Raw genomic sequence first — 22315 nt, forward strand, 5'->3', positions numbered from 1 at the left:
CCTGGACTTTTGGTAGCGGAGACAAGATAAATGAGTGAAAACGAGATCAAGGGCATCCTGGGCACGAAGCTCGGTATGACTCAGATCTTCGACGAGGAGAACCGCGTTGTTCCGGTTACCGTCGTTGAGGCTGGGCCGTGCGTAGTGACTCAGGTGCGCACTAAGGAAACCGACGGCTACGACGCCGTCCAGATTGCATACGGCGAAATTGACCCGCGTAAGGTCAACAAGCCGGAGGCCGGCCACTTCAAGAAGGCCGGTGTGACCCCGCGTCGCCACAGCGTTGAGATTCGCACCCCGGACGCTTCCTCTTACGAGGTCGGCCAGTCCGTTGGTGTCGACATTTTCGGCGAAATTGAGTACGTCGACGTCACTGGTACCTCTAAGGGCCACGGCTTCGCCGGTGGTATGAAGCGCCACGGCTTTGCTGGCCAGGGTGCCGCTCACGGTAACCAGGCTGCTCACCGTCGTGTTGGTGGCATTGGCGCTTGCGCCACGCCAGGACGCGTCTTCAAGGGCAAGCGCATGGCAGGCCGCATGGGTAACGACCGGGTCACGACCCAGAACCTGAAGATCCAGAAGGTTGACGCTGACGCGAACCTGCTGCTCATCAAGGGCGCAGTTCCGGGTGCACGCGGCGGCCTGCTGGTTGTTAAGACTGCCACGAAGGGTGGTGCTCACGCATGACCAACCTCAAGCTAGACGTACACACCGCTGAAGGCGGCGTGAACGGTTCGGTTGAGCTTCCTGCTTCCGTGTTCGACGCGGAGGTGTCCATCGCCCTGATGCACCAGGTTGTTGTCGCGCAGCGTGCAGCAGCTCGCCAGGGCACCCACAAGGTCAAGACCCGCGGTGAGGTTCGCGGCGGTGGCCGCAAGCCGTGGCGCCAGAAGGGTACCGGTCGCGCTCGTCAGGGTTCGATCCGTGCTCCGCACTGGACCGGCGGTGGCGTTGTCCACGGCCCGGTGCCTCGCGATTACAGCCAGCGCACCCCGAAGAAGATGATTGCAGCTGCTCTGCGCGGCGCACTCTCTGACCGTGCTCGCCACGACCGCATCCACGTTGTCGAGGAACTGGTCCCAGGCCAGACCCCGTCCACCAAGGCAGCTCGTACTTTTGTCGAGCGTCTGACTGAGCGCCGCAACGTGCTCGTCGTTCTGCCGCGCGAGGACGTCAACTCGTGGAAGTCGGTTCGTAACCTGCCAGGTGTCCACATCCTGTCTGAGGATCAGCTGAACACCTACGATGTTCTGAAGGCCGATGACGTCATCTTCGCCGTTCAGGCACTCAATGACTTCATCACTCGCACCGCCGGTAAGGAGGAGAAGTAATGGCTACCATCGCAGATCCCCGCGACATCATTGTTGCACCGGTAGTGTCTGAGAAGTCCTACGGACTCATGGAGCAGGGCGTTTACACGTTCCTGGTCCACACCGACGCTAACAAGACCCAGATCAAGATCGCGGTCCAGGAGATTTTCGGTGCCAAGGTCGCTTCCGTCAACACCCTCAACCGTGAGGGCAAGCGCAAGCGTTCCCGCACCGGCTACGGCAAGCGCAAGAACACCAAGCGCGCCTACGTGACTCTCGCGGCCGGCAGCGATCCCATCGACATCTTCGGCGGTTCGGCAGCTTAGCCGCTAGCCGACGAGGAAGTTAAGGAAGAGCAAAAGTATGGCTATTCGTAAGTACAAGCCGACTACGCCGGGTCGCCGCCAGAGCTCCGTCTCCGAGTTCAGCGAGATTACTCGCTCGACTCCTGAGAAGTCTCTGCTGCGCCCGCTGTCGAAGACTGGTGGCCGTAACGTTCACGGTCACATCACCACTCGCCACAAGGGTGGCGGACACAAGCGCCAGTACCGTGTCATCGACTTCCGTCGTAATGACAAGGACGGCATTCCGGCAAAGGTCGCTCACATCGAGTACGACCCGAACCGTACCGCCAACATCGCACTGCTGCACTATGCAGACGGTGAGAAGCGCTACATCATCGCTCCGAAGAACCTGAAGCAGGGTGCCATCGTTGAGTCCGGCGCTAATGCCGACATCAAGGTTGGTAACAACCTGCCGCTGCGCAACATCCCGACCGGTTCCACTATTCACTGCGTGGAGCTCAAGCCAGGCGCTGGTGCACAGCTGGCACGTTCTGCTGGTGCTTCTATTCAGCTTCTCGGTAAGGAAGGCAAGTACGCAGTTCTGCGTATGCCGTCCTCTGAGATCCGTCGCGTCGACGCACGTTGCCGTGCAACCGTCGGTGAGGTCGGAAACCAGGATCAGATCAACATCCGTTGGGGCAAGGCCGGCCGTATGCGCTGGAAGGGCTGGCGCCCGACTGTCCGCGGTGTTGTCATGAACCCGGTCGACCACCCGCACGGTGGTGGTGAGGGTAAGACCTCCGGTGGTCGCCACCCGGTTTCCCCGTGGGGCCAGAAGGAAGGCCGCACCCGTAAGCCGAACCGTCCAAGCGACCAGCTGATCGTTCGTCGCCGTCGTACCAACAAGAATAAGAAGCGCTAAGGAGGGAACTGAGAATGCCACGCAGCCTTAAGAAGGGCCCGTTCGTCGATGAGCACCTCCTCGCGAAGGTCGATGCACAGAACGAGAAGGGCACCAAGCAGGTCATTAAGACCTGGTCTCGCCGCTCCACGATTCTCCCCGATTTCATCGGCCACACCTTCGCCGTTCACGACGGTCGCAAGCACGTGCCGGTGTTCGTGGATGACTCTATGGTCGGCCACAAGCTGGGCGAATTCGCCCCGACCAAGACCTTCAAGGGTCACGTCAAGGATGACAAGAAGGGACGTCGATAAGCCATGAGCAACGACATTACTTCTGCACGCGCAACTGCGCGCTTCGTCCGCGTTACTCCGATGAAGGCACGTCGCGTCCTGGACACCGTTCGCGGTAAGTCCGTCGACGAGGCACTGAACATCCTGGAGTACGCTCCGCAGGGTGCTGCTGATCCGGTCGCCAAGGTTGTTGCGTCTGCAGCTGCAAACGCTGAGAACAACTTCGGCCTGGACCGTCGTACTCTGGTCATCTCCGAGGCTTACGCCAACGAGGGACCGACCATGAAGCGCTTCCGCCCGCGTGCGCAGGGCCGTGCTTTCCACGTCCGCAAGCGCACCAGCCACATCACCGTGGTCGTCGAGAGCCAGAAGGAAGGTGACCGATAGTGGGACAGAAGATCCATCCACACGGTCTTCGCCTCGGTATTTCCAGCGACTGGAAGTCCCGCTGGTACGCCGACAAGCAGTACGCTGACTACCTGGCCGAGGACATCAAGATCCGCGATCTGCTGTCCACCGGTCTTGAGCGCGCCGGCATCTCCGATGTCGTTATCGAGCGCACCCGTGATCGCGTGCGTGTGGACATCCACACCGCACGCCCGGGCATTGTTATCGGTCGTCGTGGCTCCGAGGCTGACCGCATCCGCGGCCAGCTCGAGAAGCTCACCGGCAAGCAGGTTCAGCTGAACATCCTCGAGGTCAAGAACATTGACGCGGATGCGAAGCTGGTCGCTCAGTCCATCGCTGAGCAGCTCGCCAACCGTGTCGCTTTCCGTCGTGCAATGCGCAAGGCTATCCAGTCTGCAATGCGTCAGCCGCACGTCAAGGGCATCAAGGTTGTCTGCTCCGGTCGTCTCGGCGGTGCCGAGATGGGCCGCACCGAGCGCTACCACGAGGGTCGCGTTCCGCTGCACACCCTGCGTGCGGAGATCGACTACGGCACCCACGAGGCTCACACCACCTTCGGCCGCATTGGCGTCAAGGTGTGGATCTACAAGGGTGACGTGATCGGTGGCCGTCGCGAGTCCGAGATCAACGCCGGCAACGACCGCCAGCGTCGCGGCAACGACCGTCCGCGTCGTGGTGGCAAGCGTCGTCAGCGTGCATCTGAGAAGAAGGAGGGCTAATTCATGCTCATCCCGAAGCGCGTTAAGTTCCGTCGCCAGCACCGCCCGACCCGTTCTGGTATGTCCAAGGGCGGCAACAAGGTGACTTTCGGTGACTACGGTCTCCAGGCTCTCGAGCCGGCCTACATCACCAACCGTCAGATTGAGGCAGCGCGTATTGCCATCAACCGCCACGTCAAGCGTGGTGGTAAGGTCTGGATCCAGATTTTCCCGGACCGTCCGCTGACCCAGAAGCCACTGGGTGTTCGTATGGGTTCCGGTAAGGGCCCGGTCGAGAAGTGGATTGCAAACGTCAAGCCGGGTCGCATCATGTTCGAGATGTCCTACCCGGACGAGGCAACTGCTGTCGAGGCACTGAAGCGCGCAGGCGCTAAGCTGCCGATTAAGACCCGAATCGTTCGGAAGGAGGATCAGTACTGATGTCGAACGGCATTCCCGCCCACGAGCTTCGCTCGCTGGATAACGATGACCTGGTTGCCAAGCTCAAGGAGTCTAAGGAGGAGCTGTTCAACCTCCGTTTCCAGAGCGCTACCGGTCAGCTGACCAACAACCGCCGTCTCCGCACTGTCCGCAAGGATATTGCTCGCATTTACACCGTTATGCGTGAGCGCGAGCTCGGCCTGTCTGCTGCACCAACCGATGGTGATGCAGCATGAGTGAGGAAAACATGAACACCACCGAGGCTGGCGCACGCAAGGTGCGCACCGGTTACGTCGTGTCCGACAAGATGCAGAAGACCATCGTCGTCGAGCTCGAGGACCGCAAGCAGCACGCCCTGTACGGCAAGATCATGCGCACGAACTCTAAGGTCAAGGCGCACGACGAGAACGAAGAGGCTGGCGTGGGCGACCGCGTCCGCATCGAAGAGTGCCGTCCGCTCTCCAAGGACAAGCACTACCGCCTGATCGAGATCATCGAGAAGGCTAAGTAAGACCCGTCAGCTGAGCAATCAGCTCGGGCTTTACGACGAGAACCCCGTCGCGGGAAACACGAAAGTGTTTTCTGTGGCGGGGTTTTGTTTTTTTAGAAAGCCATGTTCCTTTGTATTTCTAGTCCGCTCAGTCCAGGTTTGATGGGTTTTTATCTCTGATAGCATTGGCCAGGATTTGTGCTTTGTGAGGGGAGAAGTTCGGTGACTACTGACGTGACCAGGATTGATGATCGAGATCTTGAGTCCGCGCTTCGCTCACATGACGTGGCTACGCTGTCGCGGCTCTTAACTGATATTGAACCCAAGGCTGCCGCTCGAAAGATGCGCCGCCTCAGCCATGGGGAACGTGCGCTGTTCTACCGCACACTGCCGAAAGACACGGCGGTTGAAACCTTCGATGAGCTGAACTCGGCTCTGCAGGCGCACCTGATTGACAGCCTCCGTGATCCTGAAGTCACCGCAGTTTTCGCGGAGATGGAACCGGACGATCGAGCAGAGCTGCTCGACGAGCTTCCTGCGTCTGTCGCTGCAAAACTGCTTGCCGATCTGCCGGATGATGAGCGAGAGCTAACCAACATCGTCCTCGGCTACCCCGACGGTTCCATTGGGCGTCGGATGAGCCCGGAGCTGGTGTCGCTTCACGACGATATGACGGTGGGGGAGGCTCTGGAGACCGTCTACAAGCATCTGGATGATGCCGAATCCATCTACACGATGCCGGTGTCGAACCGGAACCGTCGGCTGGTGGGCGTGGTTAGCCTTCGTGAACTGATGCGCGCCAGCAGTGATATCCATGTTGCGGCTATCTTGCGGAAGGCTGATTACGCAGAAGCTACCGAACTCGAAGAGAAGGTAGCCCGCATGTGCGCTGATCGTAAGCGCCTAGCTCTGCCGATTGTCGACAGCGAGCGGCGTGTTATCGGTCTGCTCACGGTGGACGACGCCCTCCGGATTCTGGAAGAGGCAGACTCCGAGGACCAAGCTCGTATTTCCGGTTCTGAGCCTCTGCGCTTGCCCTATCTCGCGACGCCCATTTTCGAGATTGTTCGCTCTCGTGTGGTGTGGCTGCTCGTGCTTGCTATCGGTGCGACATTGACCGTGCAAGTCCTGGAAACTTTCGAAGAGACTCTTTCTCAGATGGTGGTTCTCTCGGTATTCGTGCCGCTGCTGATCGGTACAGGTGGCAATACCGGTAACCAGGCAGCAACCACGATTACGCGTGCGTTGGCGCTGGGGGATGTCCAACCCCGCGATATATTCAAAGTCATTCTCCGCGAGGTGAGAGTCGGTGCCTTCCTCGGTCTATTGCTTGGTACTCTCGGCCTGCTATTGGCTGGCTTGGTTTACGGCTGGGACATCGGCCTAGTGATTGGCCTGACGCTGCTGGGTATTTGTACTCTCGCGGCAACTGTCGGTGGCATCATGCCGCTGATTGGTAAGAAGTTCGGCATTGACCCAGCCGTCTTCGCTAACCCGTTCATTACAACTCTCGTCGATGCCTCCGGTCTAATCATCTACTTCCTGATCGCTAAGTCAGTATTGGGAATCTAGTCCCGTCGCGCAGGGGACGTCGGCGGTATAGAAAAGAGACCAACTGCGCCATAATGGTGGCCATGAGCAATGGCACCCACAATCACCGCACTTGGAAAGAAATTATCGCCGCCGATCCGCAGCATTCCCGCCGCTACGCCAACCGCTGGCGGGGATTCGTGCGCGAGGGCCGCGATATTGACGGCGAGGCGCGGTTGGTGGATGCAATGGCGCCACGCCACGCTCGAATCCTGGATGCCGGCTGTGGGCAGGGGCGCGTCGGCGGTTACCTGGCGAAGGCTAGTCATCGAGTCGTCGGTGTCGATGTCGACCCCTATCTCATCGACGAGGCAAAGCGACAGTTCCCGGATGCGACGTGGTTGGTAGGGGACTTGGCGCAATTGCCGCATGTGCTTGACGACGGGCTGGAGAACACACCCCACGATGACACGGCATCCGCCTTCGACGTCATCATTTGCCCCGGCAATGTGCTCACTTTCGTAGCGCCAGAAGACCGCGCGAAGGTACTGCAGGGCTTCGCGAAGATGCTGAATCCGGAGAACGGTCGTGCCATTATCGGCTTCGGCGCTGGCCGTGGTTGGGACTTTGCCGATTTTGAAACCACTGCGCAGAAGGCTGGGCTCACCGTGATTCAGCGTTATTCCACGTGGGATCTTCGTCCCTTTGACGATGAGTCTCAGTTCCTGGTTGCAGTGCTTGAGCGAGCTAAATAGAGCGGACTAAGTAGTGCCGCCTAGGAATCCTTGGCCAGCAGTTCCTCGACTTCGGTTTTCGTCGGCGGCTGAGCTCCCTTACGGGAGACAGTAATGGCAGCCGCGGCGGTCGCATAGTGCAGAATCTCGCGCCACTGATCTGGTGATACGGAAGTCAGGTCAGCGACTGTTAGGCCACGCTTGTCGAACTGTGCCAACAGCGCGCCCATAATTGTGTCCCCAGCACCGATGGTGTCAACGACATTCGCGTTGACGGCTGGGACATCGATGCGGTTTCCGTCGGCAAGCAAAGTGAGCCCATCGCCACCTCGGGTGATGACGGCGGCCGGAACTTTAGTCAGCGCCTCTTCGCCAAGGAACTCGACTTCCTCGTCCGAGAGCTTCAACAAATTGACGTAGGGGAGCAAGCTCATGAGGAATTCGCGGTGTGCATCCGTTGCGTAAATGGGGCGAATATTTGGATCCAAAGCGACCAGGGTGCCATTGGCCGCGAACTGTTTGAGCAATTCCGCGTACCGGCTGGCACCTGGTTCTAGCGCCAGTGACAGGGTGCCGAAGCATGCGATATTCGCATCGATGTGCTTCGGCTCCACCAACGGGGTGGCCGTGCCGTCGGTGTAAAAGGTGTACGTTGCAGAGCGATCGTCGTGGATGGTGGTTACCGCCAGAATGGTCGGCTCTGGGCCACGCTGAACGTAAGAGGTGTCGACCCCTTCGTTTTCCAAGTGCTTGACCAGCTCATTTCCGAAACCATCCGTGGACAGGCGGGACTGGAAAATAACATCCGCACCGAGGCGAGAGGCCGTAACCGCGACGTTGTAGGGGCCTCCGCCTAGCGCCGGCACGTGGTTATTGAGGCTGCCAGGAGATACCGGAACGAGGTCAACCAGACCTTCGCCGCAAACACAAATAGCCATGACTTCAATAATATCGGGGGGAGGGGTATGACCTATCAGTCGAATTACCATCTGTCACCGCCGCAGGGCCGACTGAATGACCCGAATGGCCTTTTCGTGGACGGCGAGACACTGCATGTGTCTACCAGCATGATCCATGCTTTCCACATGCGTCGAAGAGAACTGGGTGGGGGCATGCGTCCGCGTCGCTCACGACAGCCGAGCGGTGGCGTCATCATCCAGATGCGCTGTATCCGGACATGCCCTATGACAAGCATGGTTGTTATTCGGGCGGCGCGGCTGTTGATGGCGATGATGTGTGGCTCTTTTATACCGGAAACTTGAAGGCAGACGGACGCCGTATACCATCGCAGAATCGGGTGCGCGCGCTTGCTCCCTCCGGCCCGGAGGGTGGGATTCATCTTGCCGATTCTGGTTATCTCATGGATTCTGGCAACGATTGAGAAGTTCTTCCATAAGCGTCTCAAGGGCACTGTCGACTTTATGCTGACACCACTGTTGACGTTGCTCATCACTGGTTTCATCACCTTTGCCGCCATTGGTCCAGTACTGCGCACTGCAGGTGAATGGCTGGGTATTGGTCTGGCGAATCTGTACGAATTCGCGGGACCTGTGGGTGGCTTCTTGTTCGGCTTGGTCTACTCGCCAATTGTCTTCACTGGTCTGCACCAGTCCTTCCCTCCAATCGAGTACATGCTGTGGGATCAGGGCGGCTCGTTCATTTTCGCGACGGCATCGATGGCCAATATCGCTCAAGGTGGTGCCGCACTGGCGGTGTACTTCCTGGCCAAGAGCGAGAAGCTCAAGAGGTTGGCAGGCGCCTCCGGTATGTCGGCGCTATTCGGTATTACCGAGCCGGCCATCTTCGGTGTGAACCTACGTTTGCGCTGGCCGTTTTACATCGGCATGGGTGCCTCGGCCATTGCCTCAACCATGAAGGATGAGCCGAAGTCAGAAACTGCTGCTGCACCTGCTGGTACCGGAGAAAAGAAGTAAATCTGCCTCTCTTCGACGGTGAATCGCAGTTCCTGGTTGCAGCGCCTAAGGGGGGTAGGGCGCTGTGACCGTCGTAAAGCGGTTGCGATTCCGCGTCAGCCTGTCGTTATTCTTTTATGCGAATAACTGCAATTAACGGCACGCAGGGAAAGGCTTCGGCGGTGACGCTATACGAAACGCTGGATACGGCTGGCGACAAGAAACAGGAACTGTTGACGCAGGACTACGGACGATTTGCCGTGCGAGCGGTCCTGGCGGGTATGTACCTGACGCTCGGGACGGCCTTTGCAGCGGTCGCTGGACAAGTGGCAGAGGGCGTCGCGCCGGGGACTGGGGGACTGGTTTTTGCGTGCCTGTTCGGGCTTGGGCTGTTCGCCATTGTGGTGCTCGGTGCGGAGCTTGCGACCGGCAGCATGATGTTTGTGTCCTGGTCCGCCGCACGCGGACGCATGGCGTGGGGAGTGGCCTTTCGAATGGTGGCCGTCGCTACGTTCTACAACTTCATCGGTGCGGCGATTGTGGCGCTGGTGCTCAGCCAGAGCGCCAAGCTCGGTGGGATCGATGACACACATCTGATTTCCACCTTGACTGAGGGGAAGCTGGCCAAGCCGTTCTTCGGCGCTTTCGTAGAGGCCATGGGTGCGAACTTCGTGGTCAATATGGCTGTCCTAGGTGCACTTCAAGCCAAGGAAATCATTTCGAAGTTCGTTGTGATTCTGCCGATTATTGCAGTGTTCGTTGGGCTTGGACTCGAGCACGTGATTGCGAACTTCTCGTTGTTTTCCTTGGCCTTTTTCGCTGATCCGCATCCTGCAGCCTTCGATGGTCTGCACATAACTGTTAACTGGGTGGCCGTGTGGCTGGGCAACTTCGTAGGTGGTGGCCTGGGGATCGGCGCGGTCTACGCCTGGTTGAACCAGACGAAGACCAGCTATGTTGACTAGGTTTTGAGTTTCGCTGTGCGTTAACCGGGCACCTATTTGACGGTCTAACCGACAGCCTGCCCGAAGAGCAGACCGACGAAGTAGGAAACAATCAAACCGAGCGCACCACCAATTACCAGGCGCAGAGCAGCCTTGCCGGAGTGCGTGGAGCTGAGCTTGGCGCTGATGTAGCCGGTTAGAGCCAGAGTCACGATGGTGACAACAGTGACTGCGATTGCGCCAGAAGTGGGGCCGGTGAAAACCAGTGCCGCAATCATCGGCAGGATGGCGCCGAGTAGGAACGACAGTGCCGAAGAACCGGCAGCAGCCCAGGGGTTGGTAAGTTCCTCACCGTCAATGCCCAATTCCAGCTTTAGGTGAGCCGCCAGCGGATCGCTTTGTGCGATGCCGTGGGCAGCATCTTCGGCGATATGTTCTGGGATGCCGTAGCTAGAGAGAATCCCCACGAGCTCTTTATGCTCTTCATCTGGAAAGTCTTTAAGCTCGGCCTTTTCTTTGGCAATCAGTGCCCGCTCAGTATCGCGCTGGGTTGAAACCGAGACGTATTCACCCAGGGCCATCGAGATAGCCCCAGCGATAACGGCCGCGGCGCCAGCAGTCAGAATGGCTTCGCGAGAGGAACCTGCTGCAATCACGCTGAGCAAGATTAGAGCAGTGGAGACGATACCGTCGTTGGCTCCGAGGACTCCGGCGCGAAGCCAGTTGAGCTTCGCCGACTCAGATGCCTTATGTGGTTCATGAGGATGTGCATGCGTGGTCATGGCAGGACCTTTCTCCCATGTCAGCCCCATGTCTACGGGTGGTACGAGGCCTCACCATCGATTTAATGCCGATTCGGGCACATTCTCAACCAGTGAAGTGAAACGCGGGGAGTCCTCTCGCGCGCGTAGCTCTTATGGAAGTCGGTGTGAGCGTTTGTGGAGGTCGGCGCGCGTCAATGTCAACACCGCGGTCAGTGCAATCAATGCACAGGTCAACATCGAAATAGCCATCGAGAGGGGAAGATTGGAACCAAGCCCCACCAACGGGGAAACCGTGGCGGCCGCGAGGAACTGTGTGAAGCCCATGAGACCGGAACCTGAGCCAATTCCGATATCTCGAACCTCCTCAATTCCGAGTGCCGTGGCATTGGCGAAGATTAGCGGCATCATCGGTACCGTAATGAACAGCAACAGCCAAGTAGTGAAGAAGGTAATCCCGACGAGGGCATTAATAATCAGGCCTATCGACGTCACGAGCATGACCGTAAGGGCAACTAAAATGCCTTTGCGGGGATGAAGCCGGTTGATCATCTTGCCGTTGAGGATTGACACAAATGTCAACATCGCTGCATTGGATGCGAACACGAGAGAAAACTGAGTAGGGGTGAGCCCCAGCAGCTCCTGGAAGATAAAGGGTGACGCAGCGATATAGGAAAACATCACCGAGAAGCCACCAGCGAAAGCCAACAAGTAGCCGACAAATACTGGCCGCCGCAGCAGCCTGCCAATATTGGGCAGGAGATTGCGCAGAGCGCCTGTGGAGCGTCGCTCAGGCGGCAGGGTTTCCGGAACCATCAGGATCACAATCGCGACCATCGCGACGTTGATGGCTGCGAGAAACCAGAACACGCTGCGCCAGCCGAATGCGGGGCCTAGAAAACCGCCCACAAGGGGAGCGATTGCCGGGGCGATGGAGGAAATGCCCATCAGCGTGGAGAAAGCTCTCGCTGATGCCTTGCCCGTCAAGAGGTCTGGTACTACAGAACGAGCCAGAACAACTGTGGAGCCACCAGCTAACCCCTGGAACAGGCGCATTGCAATAAGCGTGCCAATATTCGGTGCTACTGCACAGAGGATTGACGAGCCCAAGAACACCAAAGTCGCAATGAGAAGCAGCTTCTTGCGGCCCAAACTATCGGAGAGAGCGCCAATGACGAGCTGTCCAGCAGCCATGCCAATCATGAAGGTTGTCAGCGTGAGCTGAACCATCGACTCGGTCGTGGAGAACTCGCGTGCAATCTCCACGAAGGATGCCAGATATGTATCTGCGCCGAACGGGGCGGCGGCGGATAATAAGGCCAAGCCGGCAAGTAGCGATACCGGCAGCGTCTGTGCTGGCTGTGTCTGAGCGCTCCCGGAATGTTGATTTGTCACTGTCTCAGTATAGGGTTGCCGCACAAGGCATAAACCATGTTGGGGGCATGAAACTAAGGGATTTTGTTGTCCCGCACGAACGTGCCATAATACACAGGTTGCGCGAAGCGACTGCGTGCTGCTCTCAACGGTCTAGAACCGTAGTAAGCACGAGGTCAAAGCGATAGGAAAGCTACCTCTAGCAGGTGCTTCCGTCGTAAAGCGTAAACGCAAGACATAAAGACCGCGTGCGTTTAGGACGGAAATCTGACGCACAATGCAACCAGGTCAGGAGAAACGCAGTGATTCAGCAGGAATCCCGTCTGCGCGTTGCCGACAACACTGGTGCACGTGAAATTCTGTGCATCCGCGTTCTCGGTGGCTCGACCCGACGCTTCGCTGGCATTGGCGACACCATTGTCGCAACTGTCAAGGAAGCTACTCCGGGCGGCAACGTCAAGGCAGGCGAAATCGTTAAGGCAGTCATCGTTCGCACGAAGAAGGAGACCCGTCGTCCGGACGGCTCCTACATCTCGTTCGACGAGAATGCAGCTGTCATCATCAAGGCTGACGGTGAGCCGAAGGGCACCCGTATTTTCGGCCCGGTCGCGCGTGAGCTGCGCGACAAGAAGTTCATGAAGATTGTCTCGCTCGCACCGGAGGTGATTTAAGTGAAGATCCGTAAGGGCGATACCGTGCTGGTTATCTCCGGTCCGGACAAGGGTGCTCAGGGCAAGGTCATCGAGGCCTACCCGAAGCGCGACAAGGTCCTGGTCGAGGGCGTTAACCGTATCAAGAAGCACGTTGCAAACTCCGCTGCGGAGCGCGGTGCATCCTCGGGTGGCATTGTCACTCAGGAAGCTCCGATTCACGTGTCGAACGTCATGCTGGTCGACGAAGATGGTACCCCGACTCGCGTTGGTTACCGCTTCGATGAGGATGGCAAGAAGGTTCGCATCTCCCGCCGTACCGGGAAGGACATCTAAGCATGAGCGAAAATTACACCCCTCGTCTGAAGGCCCGTTACCGCGATGAAATTCGCGGCAAGATGCAGGAAGAGTTCTCCTACGAGAACGTCATGCAGATTCCGGGCGTTACCAAGGTCGTCGTCAACATGGGCGTCGGCGCTGCTGCTCAGGATAAGAAGCAGATTAACGGTGCTATCAACGACCTGACTCTGATCACCGGTCAGAAGCCAGAGACCCGTCGTGCTCGCAAGTCGATCGCTAACTTCAAGCTCCGTGAAGGCGACGCCATCGGCGCTCGCGTCACCCTGCGTGGCGACCGTATGTGGGAGTTCCTGGATCGTCTGCTGACCGTGGCTCTGCCGCGAATCCGCGACTTCCGCGGTCTGTCTGATCAGCAGTTCGATGGTCACGGTAACTACACCTTCGGCCTGTCTGAGCAGACCATGTTCTACGAGATCGACGTTGACAAGATCGACCGCCCGCGCGGTATGGACATCACCGTCGTGACCACCGCTACCAACAACGAGGAAGGCCGCGCGCTGCTGCGCGAGCTGGGCTTCCCGTTCAAGAAGTAGTTTTGCCTCTTCGGTAGCTTTTGCCTGAAGCCCCGGATGCCGCTCGGCCTCCGGGGCTTTTTGCTGCTCTGTTAGGTGCTTATGTTCGTGGGGGAGTGAGGTTGCTGTGCGGGGCCTGCGTAGAAGTTACCAGTGTTACTGGTGTGAAAGTTGACCCTTTTTGGGGGTTGAAAATTAGTAAAGCCACAAGGTTTCTCAGTTGAAAGTTAGGCGTTTGTGATGATTTCGTTGTAAACTGCCATTCGTCATAGTGACGGCCGCCAAAATGCATTGTGGTCGTTATCAATTTGGGCAAGACTTAAGTGACTTCAGCTTCTGTGTGATTGAGCCAGTGGTTCTACACAGAGCGGTTCTTAAGTTAAAACGCAAAGGGATTAACTACATGAAGAACTTCTCCGTGGCCGTCCGCTCGGCTGCTATTGCAACTGTTGCGGCTCTGGGTCTGAGCTTGGGTGCAGGTGCTGCCAACGCACAGCCGGCACTGCCGGAAATGCCGAACATTCCGATTCCGGGTATCGGCGACACCGGCCCGAAGGGCGTCAAGCAGATCGTCACCTTCGGTGACTCCTTCACCGCTAATGCCGGTAAGGGTGGCCCGCGTGGCCTGGCGCCGGGGCAGAACGTACTGGTCGCCAACTGCGCTACCGACATGGAAAACTGGCCGAAGATCGCAGCTACGAAGCTGAACAAGTCCCTGGGTGACTGGTCCTGTAACGGTCTTGGCGGCTTCCCGGGTCAGCTCCTCGCATACCTGGAGGCTTCCATCCAGTACGGCGACATCGGAGAGGGCACCGAGAAGGTTGTCCTGATGTACGGCGGCATGGACTGGGTCCAGTGGGTTGACGTGGCAGGCGAGCTTGTCGCAAAGCCGGATCCGCAGGCTCCTTCCGCGTTCAAGCAGACGCTGCGTCAGTTCACTGACCGCGTCCACCAGGTTGCCCCGGGCGCTCAGGTCGTCCTGGCGTCGTACCCTGAGTACGCCACTGATGACCAGCTGTGCCTGGTGAACACCCCGAACCAGACCTTCCCGATCCCGGCACCGGGTGGCAGCGAGATCCAGGGTGCATTCCGTGACAGCATTCGCTCCGCATCTCAGCACGTAGGTGCCGGCTTCATTGACGTCTACGAGGCAACCCTCGGCCACGGTACCTGCAACCCGAACCCGGATGAGCGCTTCGTCGCCGGTTTCGCAGACCCGGTGATGGGCCCGATGACCAACCACCCGACGGTGGCTGGCGAAAAGGCAATGGGTAACATCATCGCCGACCAGCTCTACTAATTTCCTTTCGCCGGCACCATGTCGGCTAGGAATTGAGTTCCACCGCTAGTTGGTGGGGCTTCACGCCGTGAGCGGACTAACGTCCGTCCGCGGCGTTTTTGCATTTCGGCCGGTATTTGTTAGTATCACCAGGTCTGCCCTCTATAAGAGGTGCGGCAGTAAAAATGTAAGAACTTTGCTGTAGGCCCCTCGCCTCGCATCGTCTCTGGTGTCACCTGGGTGGCGAGCTGACTCGGCTATTGAACCGAGTTGGCGAACAGTAGCCCTTAAATCGCCGGAATCACGATATTGGTAATCACTCCAACTTAAGCTTTCGCCGTGTGACAGTTGCTGTTTGCGCGGTCATTGGAGTTAGCCACGAGGTGGGAAGGAACCGCAGCGAGAAAGGAAGCGGTCACTAACCATGACCATGACTGACCCAATCGCCGACATGCTGTCGCGCGTGCGCAACGCTAACAACGCGTACCACGACTCTGTCTCGATGCCGTCGTCCAAGCTGAAGGCTAACATCGCCGAGATCCTCAAGTCTGAGGGTTACATTGCGGACTACGCAGTCGAGGATGCCAAGGTCGGCAAGACCCTGACCCTGAACCTGAAGTACGGTCCGTCCCGCGAGCGTTCGATCGCTGGCGTGCGTCGCGTCTCCAAGCCGGGTCTGCGTGTTTACGCAAAGTCCACTAACCTGCCGAAGGTCCTCGGTGGCCTGGGCGTGGCTATCATCTCCACGTCTCAGGGCCTGCTGACTGACCGTCAGGCTTACGAGAAGAAGGTTGGCGGGGAAGTCCTCGCTTACGTCTGGTAAAGGGGGAACTACACAATGTCTCGTATTGGTAAGAACCCTGTCGTTGTCCCGGCAAACGTTACTGCCCAGGTCAACGGCCAGGACGTTTCCGTCAAGGGCCCGAAGGGCGAGCTGTCTGTCTCTATCCCGGCTCCAATTACCGTTGAGCTGAAGGACAATGAGATTGTGGTCAACCGCCCGGATGACCACCGCAAGAGCCGCTCCCTGCACGGCCTGTCCCGTTCGCTGATTAACAATATGGTTGTCGGTGTGACCGAGGGCTACACCATCAAGATGGAAATCTTCGGTGTCGGTTACCGTGTCGCCAAGAAGGGCAAGGACCTCGAGTTCTCCCTGGGCTACTCGCACCCAGTCCTGATCGAAGCACCGGAAGGTATCACCTTCGACGTCGACGGCACCACCAAGCTGTCGATCACAGGTATTGATAAGCAGCAGGTCGGACAGCTCGCAGCTAACATCCGTCGTCTGCGTAAGGATGATCCTTACAAGGGCAAGGGCATTCGTTACGATGGCGAGCAGATCCGTCGCAAGATCGGAAAGACGGGTAAGTAATGAGCAACACCAACGAAAAGCGCCTCCCGGTAGGCAAGGACATCTCGACTCGTCGTCGTGTCGCCCGTGCCCGCCGTCACGCACGCTTGCGCAAGAACGTCCGCGGCACCTCCGAGGCACCGCGCCTCGTCGTGCACCGCTCTTCCCGCCACATCACCGCTCAGGTTATCGACGACTCCATCGGTCGTACCCTGGCAGCTGCTTCCACTCTGGACGCAGATCTCCGTGGCTTCGAGGGCGACAAGAAGGCCAAGAGCGCCAAGGTCGGCGAGTTGATTGCTGCTCGCGCTAAGGATGCTGGCATCGAGAAGGTCGTTTTCGACCGCGGTGGCTACCAGTACCACGGCCGCGTTGCTGCTCTGGCCGAGGCTGCCCGTGAAGGTGGTCTGAAGTTCTAATGCGCACTTACAAGTCCAACGGAAGGAATGCGTGATGTCGGAACGCGATAAGCGCGAAGGCGGACGTAACTCCGCTGACAACAAGAACAACAACCGTCGTGGTGGCCGCGGTAACGACCGTCGCCAGCAGGACGAGCGTTCGCAGTACATCGAGCGCGTAGTAACTATCAACCGAGTTTCCAAGGTCGTCAAGGGTGGTCGTCGCTTCAGCTTCACCGCTCTGGTCATCGTCGGTGACGGCGAGGGCATGGTCGGCGTCGGCTACGGCAAGGCCAAGGAAGTACCGGCAGCTATCCAGAAGGGTGCTGAAGAGGCTCGTAAGAACTTCTTCCGCGTCCCGATGATTGCTGGCACCATTACCCACCCGGTTCAGGGTGAGACCGCTGCTGGCATCGTCCTGCTGCGCCCGGCTGCTCCGGGTACCGGTCTGATTGCCGGCGGCGCTGTCCGCCCGGTTCTCGAGTGCGCCGGTGTTCAGGATGTTCTGTCCAAGTCGCTGGGTACCAACAACTCCATCAACGTTGTTCACGCAACCGTTGATGCCCTCAAGCAGCTGGTTCGCCCTGAAGAGGTCGCCGCACGTCGTGGCAAGTCTCTCGAAGAGGTCACCCCAGCACGTATGCTGCGCGCACGCGCAGGTCAGGGAGCGTGATTTCCATGGCACTGAAGATTACCCAGGTCCGTGGTACCGCTGGTACCAAGCAGAACCAGAAGGATTCGCTGCGCACCCTCGGCCTGAAGCGCATCAACGATTCCGCCGTTCGCCCGGATACTCCGGCTGTGCGCGGTCTCGTGAACGTTGTGCGTCACCTGGTCGAGGTTGAAGAAGTAGCGGGGGAGTAGGTAAACCATGAGCGAACCAATTAAGCTCCACGACTTGGCCCCGGCTCCGGGTGCTAAGAAGAAGAAGACTCGCGTCGGCCGTGGTGAGGCTTCCAAGGGTAAGACCGCTGGTCGCGGCACCAAGGGCACCAAGGCCCGCAAGCAGGTTTCGGCAGCATTCGAGGGTGGCCAGATGCCACTTCACATGCGTCTGCCGAAGTTGAAGGGCTTCAAGAACCCGGCGAAGGTCACCTTCCAGGTGGTCAACGTTTCGGATCTGGAGCGTCTGTTCCCGAACGGTGGCGACGTCACCATCGCCGACCTGGTTGCAAAGGGCGCTGTCCGCGCTAACCAGCCGGTGAAGGTCCTCGGCGACGGCGACATCAACGTCTCCGTCAACGTCACCGCAACCAAGTTCTCGGGCTCCGCAAAGTCCAAGATCGAGGCTGCAGGCGGCTCTGTCACTGAGGCCTAAAGCATTTAAGCTTTAACAAAAGAGCTCTTAACCCAAGTGGTTAAGAGCTCTTTTTGTATTGAAAGGGAGGAAAGGGGAGGGGACGGCAGCGCAAACCGCCCGCTTACAGCAGGCCGGTGTTGCGCAGAGCCTGCTCCAGTCGGTCGATGTCAGCGTCCGTATGGAGCGCTGTAATGGTCAATCGCAACATTGCCTCACCACGGGGAACCGTCGGGTAGCGAATCGCAGGTATGTACACGCCTAGCTCCGCCAACCGTGCGGAGGCGTCCATCGCTTCGGCTTCGTCGCCGACGGGCAGCGGGATAATCGCAGATGCGGGGTCGGCCTGTGCACCAACCAGGGAGCGGACGCGCGCAATATTACGCTGCAATCGCTTGACGACGTCTCCAGCCTCCAACTGCTTCAACGCTGCACGGATAGCTGCGACGGAACCGGGGTTCATCGACGTTGAGTACACGAAGCTACGGGCTTGATTGCGTAACAGTTCGCCAACTGGTGCCGAGCAGAGAACGTATCCTCCTTCGACACCGAGAGCCTTGCTCGCGGTGCCGACCACAATGTCCGGGTGAATGCCCAGGTGCGATGCGGTGCCACGGCCTTGCTCTCCGATAACGCCGACGCCGTGGGCGTCGTCAAGCATCAACCATGCGTTGTGACGGCGACAGGTGCGCTCGAGTACGGGGCCGTCGATGATCTCGCCTGACATAGAGAACACGGAGTCGGAGATGACAAGCTTGTGGCGGGCGCTCGATGCTGCGAGGAGACGGTCGAGTGCCTGATAGTCAGCATGTGGAAAGACCGTGACGTTAGCTCGGGCATTGCGGCATCCGTCGATGATGGAAGCATGGTTGGCGGCGTCGGAGAAGATTTCCACGTCGGCGGTGGCGATGGCAGCGATGGTTGAGTGGTTCGCCTGGTAGCCAGTCGCAAAGAGAACGGCATCGTCGAAACCGAAGAACTGCGCCAGTTCATTCTCAAGTGCGCTGTGGATGCTAGTGCCGGTGGTCAGGCGAGAGCCGCCGGACCCGGTGCCGAAATGTCCAATTGCCTCGGTGGCAGCTGAGATGAGTTCAGGGTGCGTGGACAGGCCGAGGTAGTCCGAAGAAGAAAACAGTAGATAGTCGGTTCCGTCAATTCGGCTGTGTGGCAGTTGTCCGGTTTCGAAAGTGCGCACTGTGCGGGCAAGCCCTTCAGCGGCCCAGGCCGAGTTCCTTTGGGCGGCGATTGCTGAGAGGTCGCTGTTGGGGGCGGTCACGTCCGGCGAGGAACTGGCGTCAGCTGGGAGCTCGACGTAGACCGGCGCGTTCTCCAGGTAATCGATTAGCTCGGGGATATCGGTGCCGGGTTCAACGATGAAGATGCGAGTACCAAGAGTGCTGCCGTGGTCCTTGATATTGGGGATACGGTGAAAGATTCCGTCCAGCGCCAGATATCCCCGCGTGTAAAAGGGGTCATCGGAGAGGCAGATTTCTGCGACGATACCCGGGGCGCTGTGAACCTTAGATGCGAGGATGAGCGCCTCGTGAAAATGATCCTTGGTGCAGTCCTTACTGGGGTGCGAGATGGCATCAAAAGTGGAAACCCGTACACCACGGGTAGGGTTTGGGTCGAGCCGTTCACCGGAGGAGGCATCGATGAGAGCGGCACCGCGGAGACCTGTGAGTGAATAGGCCATTTCGACGGCGATGTCGGCTGCCTGTATGCCTGCAGCGTGTAGGCGTTGAGCAATGAGATTGCGTGCGTCCTCAGGGCTGGGGTTCGACTCTAGAAAGGGAGTCAACGCGGACACGGTGCCGATAGTCGACTCTTCAACCTTGTCCACAGTGATGTGAATTGTGTCGGCTCGACCCTTGTCGTGGTGAAGTGCACGGCTAGTCATTGCAGAAGCCAGCTGAGGTAGTTCGACGGCCGGTGCAAGACGCTCAGCGCCAGAGATATGGCAGCCATCGGCGCTGGATCGCATGCGGATGCTGTAGGTACTCACAGAGCAAAACTTTAACACTGTTCAAGTTTTGTCTGGGAAAATTGGGTGGAGCACAGTGAGGGGCGTGGGCTCAGAGGGGAGGGGCGCTGGGATCGTCGTCAAGCGAAAAGAGGTGATTGGCGGGGCGCTGTACTAACGGTGATATGGAGGTGTATTGCGACGATGTGGAGAAACGCTGGTAGACTCACTACGTCAAATACTGTCAATTAAAGGTTTGAGGAATACGTCATCCGCGTTGCTTAACTAAAACGGGAGACTACTGGCGGATAAGCGGGTAAGTCTTTCGGGAAAAGCGTGGGAGAAGCGGATTTCTTGACCTCGGGAGGATGCACGTGGCTTCCGGTCTCATTGCGGCGTTGCGCGATCCCGATTTGCGTAAGAAGATCTTCTTCACTCTGACGATGATCATTCTGTACCGAATCGGCTCGCAGATTCCAACCCCTGGTATCGACTACCAGTTGGTCAACGCGCAGCTCGAGCAGATTTCGAAAGATCAGTCCAGCGTTTACTCGCTGATCAACCTGTTCTCAGGTGGCGCTCTGCTGCAGATGGCGATTTTCGGCATCGGCATTATGCCGTACATTACGGCCTCGATTATCGTCCAGCTGCTCACGGTGGTGATTCCACACTTCGAGCAGTTGAAGAAGGAAGGGCAGTCGGGTCAGACAAAGATGACCCAGTACACCCGCTACCTCACAGTGGCGTTGGCGTTGCTGCAGTCTGCAGGCATTGTGGCCATGGCAGACCGAGGTGCCCTGCTGGGTGGCTCGCAGTCGCTGCTGGTTAAGGATGCGGGTGTCTTTGACCTCGTGGTGATGGTCGTTGTGATGACCTCCGGTGCCGTGCTGGTCATGTGGATGGGTGAGCTCATCACTGACCGAGGCGTCGGCAACGGTATGTCGCTGCTGATTTTCTCCGGCATCGCCGCTGGTATGCCGGCGCAGGGAGCGAACATTCTGCGCTCCACTACCGGTGTCGTGTTCGCCACCGTGATTGTTGCCGTGCTGATTCTCATCATCGGCGTTATTTTCATTGAGCAGGGACAGCGCCGTATTCCGGTGCAGTACGCAAAGCGCATGGTTGGTCGTCGCCAGTACGGCGGATCTTCCACCTACCTGCCGCTGAAGGTGAACCAGGCCGGTGTTATCCCGGTCATCTTCGCGTCCTCGCTGATTTACGTGCCGGTTCTGATTACCCAGATTGTTCAGTCCGGTCAGTCGAATCCGAACATGGACAACTGGTGGCAGCGCAATGTCATTCAGTACCTGCTGGCGCCGTCCAGTTGGCAGTACATTCTGCTGTTCTTCCTGATGATCATCTTCTTCTCCTTCTTCTACACCTCCGTGCAGTACGACCCGCACGAGCAGGCGGAGAACATGAAGAAGTACGGCGGATTCATTCCGGGCTTCCGCCCGGGCCGTCCGACTGCTGAATACCTGTCCTACGTCCTGATTCGCCTGCTGACTGTCGGCTCGCTGTACCTGGCGCTGATTGCTGTTCTGCCAAATGTCGCTCTTGATATGGGGCTTGGCGACGCGAACTCCGGTACAGGCGGTATGTTTGGAGGTACAGCCCTGCTGATTCTGGTCAGTGTTGCGCTGACGACGGTCAAGCAGGTTGAAAGCCAAATGATGCAACGTAACTACGAAGGGTTCTTGAAGTAATGCGACTCGTACTTGTAGGTCCTCCCGGTGCAGGCAAGGGCACTCAGGCAGCTATCCTCTCGGAGAAGCTCGGTGTCCCGCACATCTCCACCGGTGACCTGTTTCGCGCAAACATCGGTGAAGGCACTCCGCTCGGTATTGAGGCGAAGTCCTACATCGACGCCGGCAACCTTGTTCCGGACGACGTGACTGTGCGTATGGTCGAGTCCCGTCTGAATGAGGACGACGCTGCCAAGGGGTTCCTGTTGGATGGCTTCCCGCGCACTGTTGGTCAGGCAGAAGAGCTGAAGCGTCTGCTGTCCAACCTCGGCACTGAGCTGGATGCGGTCGTACAGTTCGACGTTTCTGAGGATGTCGTAGTCGAGCGCATGCTGGCCCGTGGTCGCGCAGACGACACTGAAGAGGTCATCCGCAACCGCATGCATGTGTACACCAATGAGACCGCTCCTTTGCTGGATTACTACTCGGAGAAGATCATCAAGATTGCCGCTGAGGGATCCGTTGAGGAGATTAACGAGCGCACGATGGCTGAGCTGGAGAAGCTGAACTAGGCTCCTGGCACACCGGGTAACTAGACGCTCTAGATTTTTCGCTGGCTGGGGCCGATGGGTTTGCCGGTTGTAGATGGTTGTTGAAGCCGCCCTTTCGAACCGTTGAGGTTTGGAAGGGCGGCTTTTGTGTGTGGCTGTTGGGGCTGGGGTGGGGCAGGGGGGGG

Annotated in this window: 29 protein-coding genes and 2 pseudogenes; 27 read left to right on the forward strand and 4 right to left on the reverse strand. The window is 58.3% G+C overall.

The genetic code is table 11. The annotated features are described in order from the left end of the window. Positions 1–30 precede the first annotated feature (30 nt). The 12 genes from rplC to HMPREF3135_RS03685 all read left to right on the forward strand — a co-directional run bounded on the left by rplC (position 31) and on the right by HMPREF3135_RS03685 (position 7110). The gene (gene rplC, locus HMPREF3135_RS03630; protein WP_005509762.1) at positions 31–687 is read left to right on the forward strand and encodes a 50S ribosomal protein L3; all 657 of its coding nucleotides are present in this window, start codon (positions 31–33) and stop codon (positions 685–687) included. Next, a complete protein-coding gene (gene rplD, locus HMPREF3135_RS03635) occupies positions 684–1331 on the forward strand; it encodes a 50S ribosomal protein L4 (RefSeq protein WP_016422055.1) in 648 nt (215 codons plus the stop codon). Before rplC ends, rplD begins: the two co-directional genes overlap by 4 nt. Continuing rightward, complete coding sequence (gene rplW / locus HMPREF3135_RS03640) at positions 1331–1636, forward strand: 50S ribosomal protein L23 (protein WP_005509869.1); 306 nt, start codon at positions 1331–1333, stop codon at positions 1634–1636. Before rplD ends, rplW begins: the two co-directional genes overlap by 1 nt. A 37-nt stretch (positions 1637–1673) precedes the next feature. After that, entirely contained in the window at positions 1674–2516 is an 843-nt protein-coding gene (rplB, locus tag HMPREF3135_RS03645) for a 50S ribosomal protein L2 (RefSeq protein WP_016422056.1), read from the forward strand. Between the two features lie 14 nt (positions 2517–2530). Continuing rightward, positions 2531–2809, forward strand: coding sequence for a 30S ribosomal protein S19 (gene rpsS / locus HMPREF3135_RS03650; RefSeq protein ID WP_005509882.1), 279 nt, complete (start codon positions 2531–2533; stop codon positions 2807–2809). Between the two features lie 3 nt (positions 2810–2812). Beyond that, positions 2813–3175 (forward strand): 50S ribosomal protein L22, encoded by a 363-nt coding sequence (gene rplV / locus HMPREF3135_RS03655; protein WP_005509775.1) that lies wholly within the window; start codon positions 2813–2815, stop codon positions 3173–3175. Then, the gene (rpsC, locus tag HMPREF3135_RS03660; RefSeq protein WP_016422058.1) at positions 3175–3915 is read left to right on the forward strand and encodes a 30S ribosomal protein S3; all 741 of its coding nucleotides are present in this window, start codon (positions 3175–3177) and stop codon (positions 3913–3915) included. Before rplV ends, rpsC begins: the two co-directional genes overlap by 1 nt. A gap of 3 nt (positions 3916–3918) precedes the next feature. Continuing rightward, the gene (gene rplP / locus HMPREF3135_RS03665; RefSeq protein ID WP_070438081.1) at positions 3919–4335 is read left to right on the forward strand and encodes a 50S ribosomal protein L16; all 417 of its coding nucleotides are present in this window, start codon (positions 3919–3921) and stop codon (positions 4333–4335) included. After that, positions 4335–4571, forward strand: a complete 237-nt coding sequence (gene rpmC / locus HMPREF3135_RS03670; protein WP_005509851.1) for a 50S ribosomal protein L29 — start codon at positions 4335–4337, stop codon at positions 4569–4571. Before rplP ends, rpmC begins: the two co-directional genes overlap by 1 nt. Next, positions 4568–4846, forward strand: a complete 279-nt coding sequence (rpsQ, locus tag HMPREF3135_RS03675; protein ID WP_042388398.1) for a 30S ribosomal protein S17 — start codon at positions 4568–4570, stop codon at positions 4844–4846. The genes rpmC and rpsQ overlap by 4 nt, the downstream gene beginning before the upstream one ends. Before the next feature lie 201 nt (positions 4847–5047). Beyond that, complete coding sequence (gene mgtE / locus HMPREF3135_RS03680) at positions 5048–6397, forward strand: magnesium transporter (protein ID WP_070438084.1); 1350 nt, start codon at positions 5048–5050, stop codon at positions 6395–6397. Positions 6398–6450: 53 nt separating this feature from the next. Then, positions 6451–7110, forward strand: a complete 660-nt coding sequence (locus HMPREF3135_RS03685; RefSeq protein WP_083280606.1) for a class I SAM-dependent methyltransferase — start codon at positions 6451–6453, stop codon at positions 7108–7110. A gap of 20 nt (positions 7111–7130) precedes the next feature. Here HMPREF3135_RS03685 and HMPREF3135_RS03690 read toward each other — a convergent pair whose 3' ends face one another. Then, positions 7131–8027, reverse strand: a complete 897-nt coding sequence (locus HMPREF3135_RS03690; protein ID WP_049193222.1) for a carbohydrate kinase family protein — start codon at positions 8025–8027, stop codon at positions 7131–7133. A 27-nt stretch (positions 8028–8054) separates the two neighbouring features. Here HMPREF3135_RS03690 and HMPREF3135_RS11100 point away from each other — a divergent pair. The 3 genes and pseudogenes from HMPREF3135_RS11100 to HMPREF3135_RS03700 all read left to right on the forward strand — a co-directional run. Then, a pseudogene (locus tag HMPREF3135_RS11100) lies at positions 8055–8428 on the forward strand (glycoside hydrolase family 32 protein); the annotation flags it as partial. Beyond that, a pseudogene (locus HMPREF3135_RS03695) lies at positions 8427–8951 on the forward strand (PTS transporter subunit EIIC); the annotation flags it as partial. The pseudogenes HMPREF3135_RS11100 and HMPREF3135_RS03695, both read left to right, overlap by 2 nt. A gap of 233 nt (positions 8952–9184) precedes the next feature. Then, the gene (locus tag HMPREF3135_RS03700) at positions 9185–9967 is read left to right on the forward strand and encodes a formate/nitrite transporter family protein (protein ID WP_070438090.1); all 783 of its coding nucleotides are present in this window, start codon (positions 9185–9187) and stop codon (positions 9965–9967) included. A gap of 44 nt (positions 9968–10011) precedes the next feature. Here the strand turns inward: HMPREF3135_RS03700 and HMPREF3135_RS03705 are convergent, their stop codons facing one another. Together HMPREF3135_RS03705 and HMPREF3135_RS03710 are read right to left on the reverse strand one after the other, a co-directional pair. Next, complete coding sequence (locus tag HMPREF3135_RS03705) at positions 10012–10728, reverse strand: VIT1/CCC1 transporter family protein (protein ID WP_049170007.1); 717 nt, start codon at positions 10726–10728, stop codon at positions 10012–10014. Positions 10729–10860: 132 nt separating this feature from the next. After that, the gene (locus HMPREF3135_RS03710) at positions 10861–12102 is read right to left on the reverse strand and encodes a multidrug effflux MFS transporter (RefSeq protein ID WP_042388406.1); all 1242 of its coding nucleotides are present in this window, start codon (positions 12100–12102) and stop codon (positions 10861–10863) included. Positions 12103–12383: 281 nt separating this feature from the next. On the opposite strand from HMPREF3135_RS03710, the gene rplN reads away from it, so the two are divergent. From rplN to rplO, 10 genes are all read left to right on the forward strand, one after another. Continuing rightward, on the forward strand, positions 12384–12752 hold the full coding sequence (gene rplN / locus HMPREF3135_RS03715) for a 50S ribosomal protein L14 (protein WP_070438093.1): 369 nt from the start codon (positions 12384–12386) through the stop codon (positions 12750–12752). After that, positions 12753–13067 (forward strand): 50S ribosomal protein L24, encoded by a 315-nt coding sequence (gene rplX / locus HMPREF3135_RS03720; RefSeq protein WP_005509963.1) that lies wholly within the window; start codon positions 12753–12755, stop codon positions 13065–13067. Positions 13068–13069: 2 nt separating this feature from the next. Beyond that, complete coding sequence (gene rplE, locus HMPREF3135_RS03725) at positions 13070–13624, forward strand: 50S ribosomal protein L5 (RefSeq protein ID WP_005509901.1); 555 nt, start codon at positions 13070–13072, stop codon at positions 13622–13624. Positions 13625–14006: 382 nt separating this feature from the next. Next, positions 14007–14903, forward strand: coding sequence for a GDSL-type esterase/lipase family protein (locus HMPREF3135_RS03730; RefSeq protein ID WP_070438096.1), 897 nt, complete (start codon positions 14007–14009; stop codon positions 14901–14903). 403 nt (positions 14904–15306) lie between these two features. Continuing rightward, entirely contained in the window at positions 15307–15705 is a 399-nt protein-coding gene (gene rpsH / locus HMPREF3135_RS03735; RefSeq protein WP_005509822.1) for a 30S ribosomal protein S8, read from the forward strand. 15 nt (positions 15706–15720) lie between these two features. Beyond that, positions 15721–16257, forward strand: coding sequence for a 50S ribosomal protein L6 (gene rplF / locus HMPREF3135_RS03740; protein ID WP_005509895.1), 537 nt, complete (start codon positions 15721–15723; stop codon positions 16255–16257). Continuing rightward, complete coding sequence (gene rplR / locus HMPREF3135_RS03745) at positions 16257–16655, forward strand: 50S ribosomal protein L18 (protein WP_005510009.1); 399 nt, start codon at positions 16257–16259, stop codon at positions 16653–16655. The genes rplF and rplR overlap by 1 nt, the downstream gene beginning before the upstream one ends. Before the next feature lie 34 nt (positions 16656–16689). Further along, positions 16690–17307: a 30S ribosomal protein S5 gene (gene rpsE / locus HMPREF3135_RS03750; protein ID WP_005510059.1), complete on the forward strand. Its 618-nt coding sequence runs from the start codon at positions 16690–16692 to the stop codon at positions 17305–17307. A gap of 5 nt (positions 17308–17312) precedes the next feature. Next, positions 17313–17498 (forward strand): 50S ribosomal protein L30, encoded by a 186-nt coding sequence (rpmD, locus tag HMPREF3135_RS03755; RefSeq protein ID WP_005509843.1) that lies wholly within the window; start codon positions 17313–17315, stop codon positions 17496–17498. A 7-nt stretch (positions 17499–17505) separates the two neighbouring features. Then, positions 17506–17952 (forward strand): 50S ribosomal protein L15, encoded by a 447-nt coding sequence (gene rplO / locus HMPREF3135_RS03760; protein ID WP_016422071.1) that lies wholly within the window; start codon positions 17506–17508, stop codon positions 17950–17952. Between the two features lie 103 nt (positions 17953–18055). Here rplO and HMPREF3135_RS03765 read toward each other — a convergent pair whose 3' ends face one another. Continuing rightward, on the reverse strand, positions 18056–19936 hold the full coding sequence (locus HMPREF3135_RS03765) for a 6-carboxyhexanoate--CoA ligase (protein WP_246818304.1): 1881 nt from the start codon (positions 19934–19936) through the stop codon (positions 18056–18058). Between the two features lie 326 nt (positions 19937–20262). Here HMPREF3135_RS03765 and secY point away from each other — a divergent pair, with 326 nt between their 5' ends. Together secY and HMPREF3135_RS03775 are read left to right on the forward strand one after the other, a co-directional pair. Further along, positions 20263–21600 (forward strand): preprotein translocase subunit SecY, encoded by a 1338-nt coding sequence (gene secY / locus HMPREF3135_RS03770; RefSeq protein ID WP_048731466.1) that lies wholly within the window; start codon positions 20263–20265, stop codon positions 21598–21600. Then, positions 21600–22151, forward strand: coding sequence for an adenylate kinase (locus tag HMPREF3135_RS03775; RefSeq protein ID WP_005509947.1), 552 nt, complete (start codon positions 21600–21602; stop codon positions 22149–22151). Before secY ends, HMPREF3135_RS03775 begins: the two co-directional genes overlap by 1 nt. The last annotated feature ends 164 nt before the right edge of the window (positions 22152–22315 follow it).

Origin of the sequence: Corynebacterium sp. HMSC14H10, assembly GCF_001807105.1 — a bacterium.
In the GTDB taxonomy this organism is placed as follows: domain Bacteria; phylum Actinomycetota; class Actinomycetes; order Mycobacteriales; family Mycobacteriaceae; genus Corynebacterium; species Corynebacterium jeikeium_D.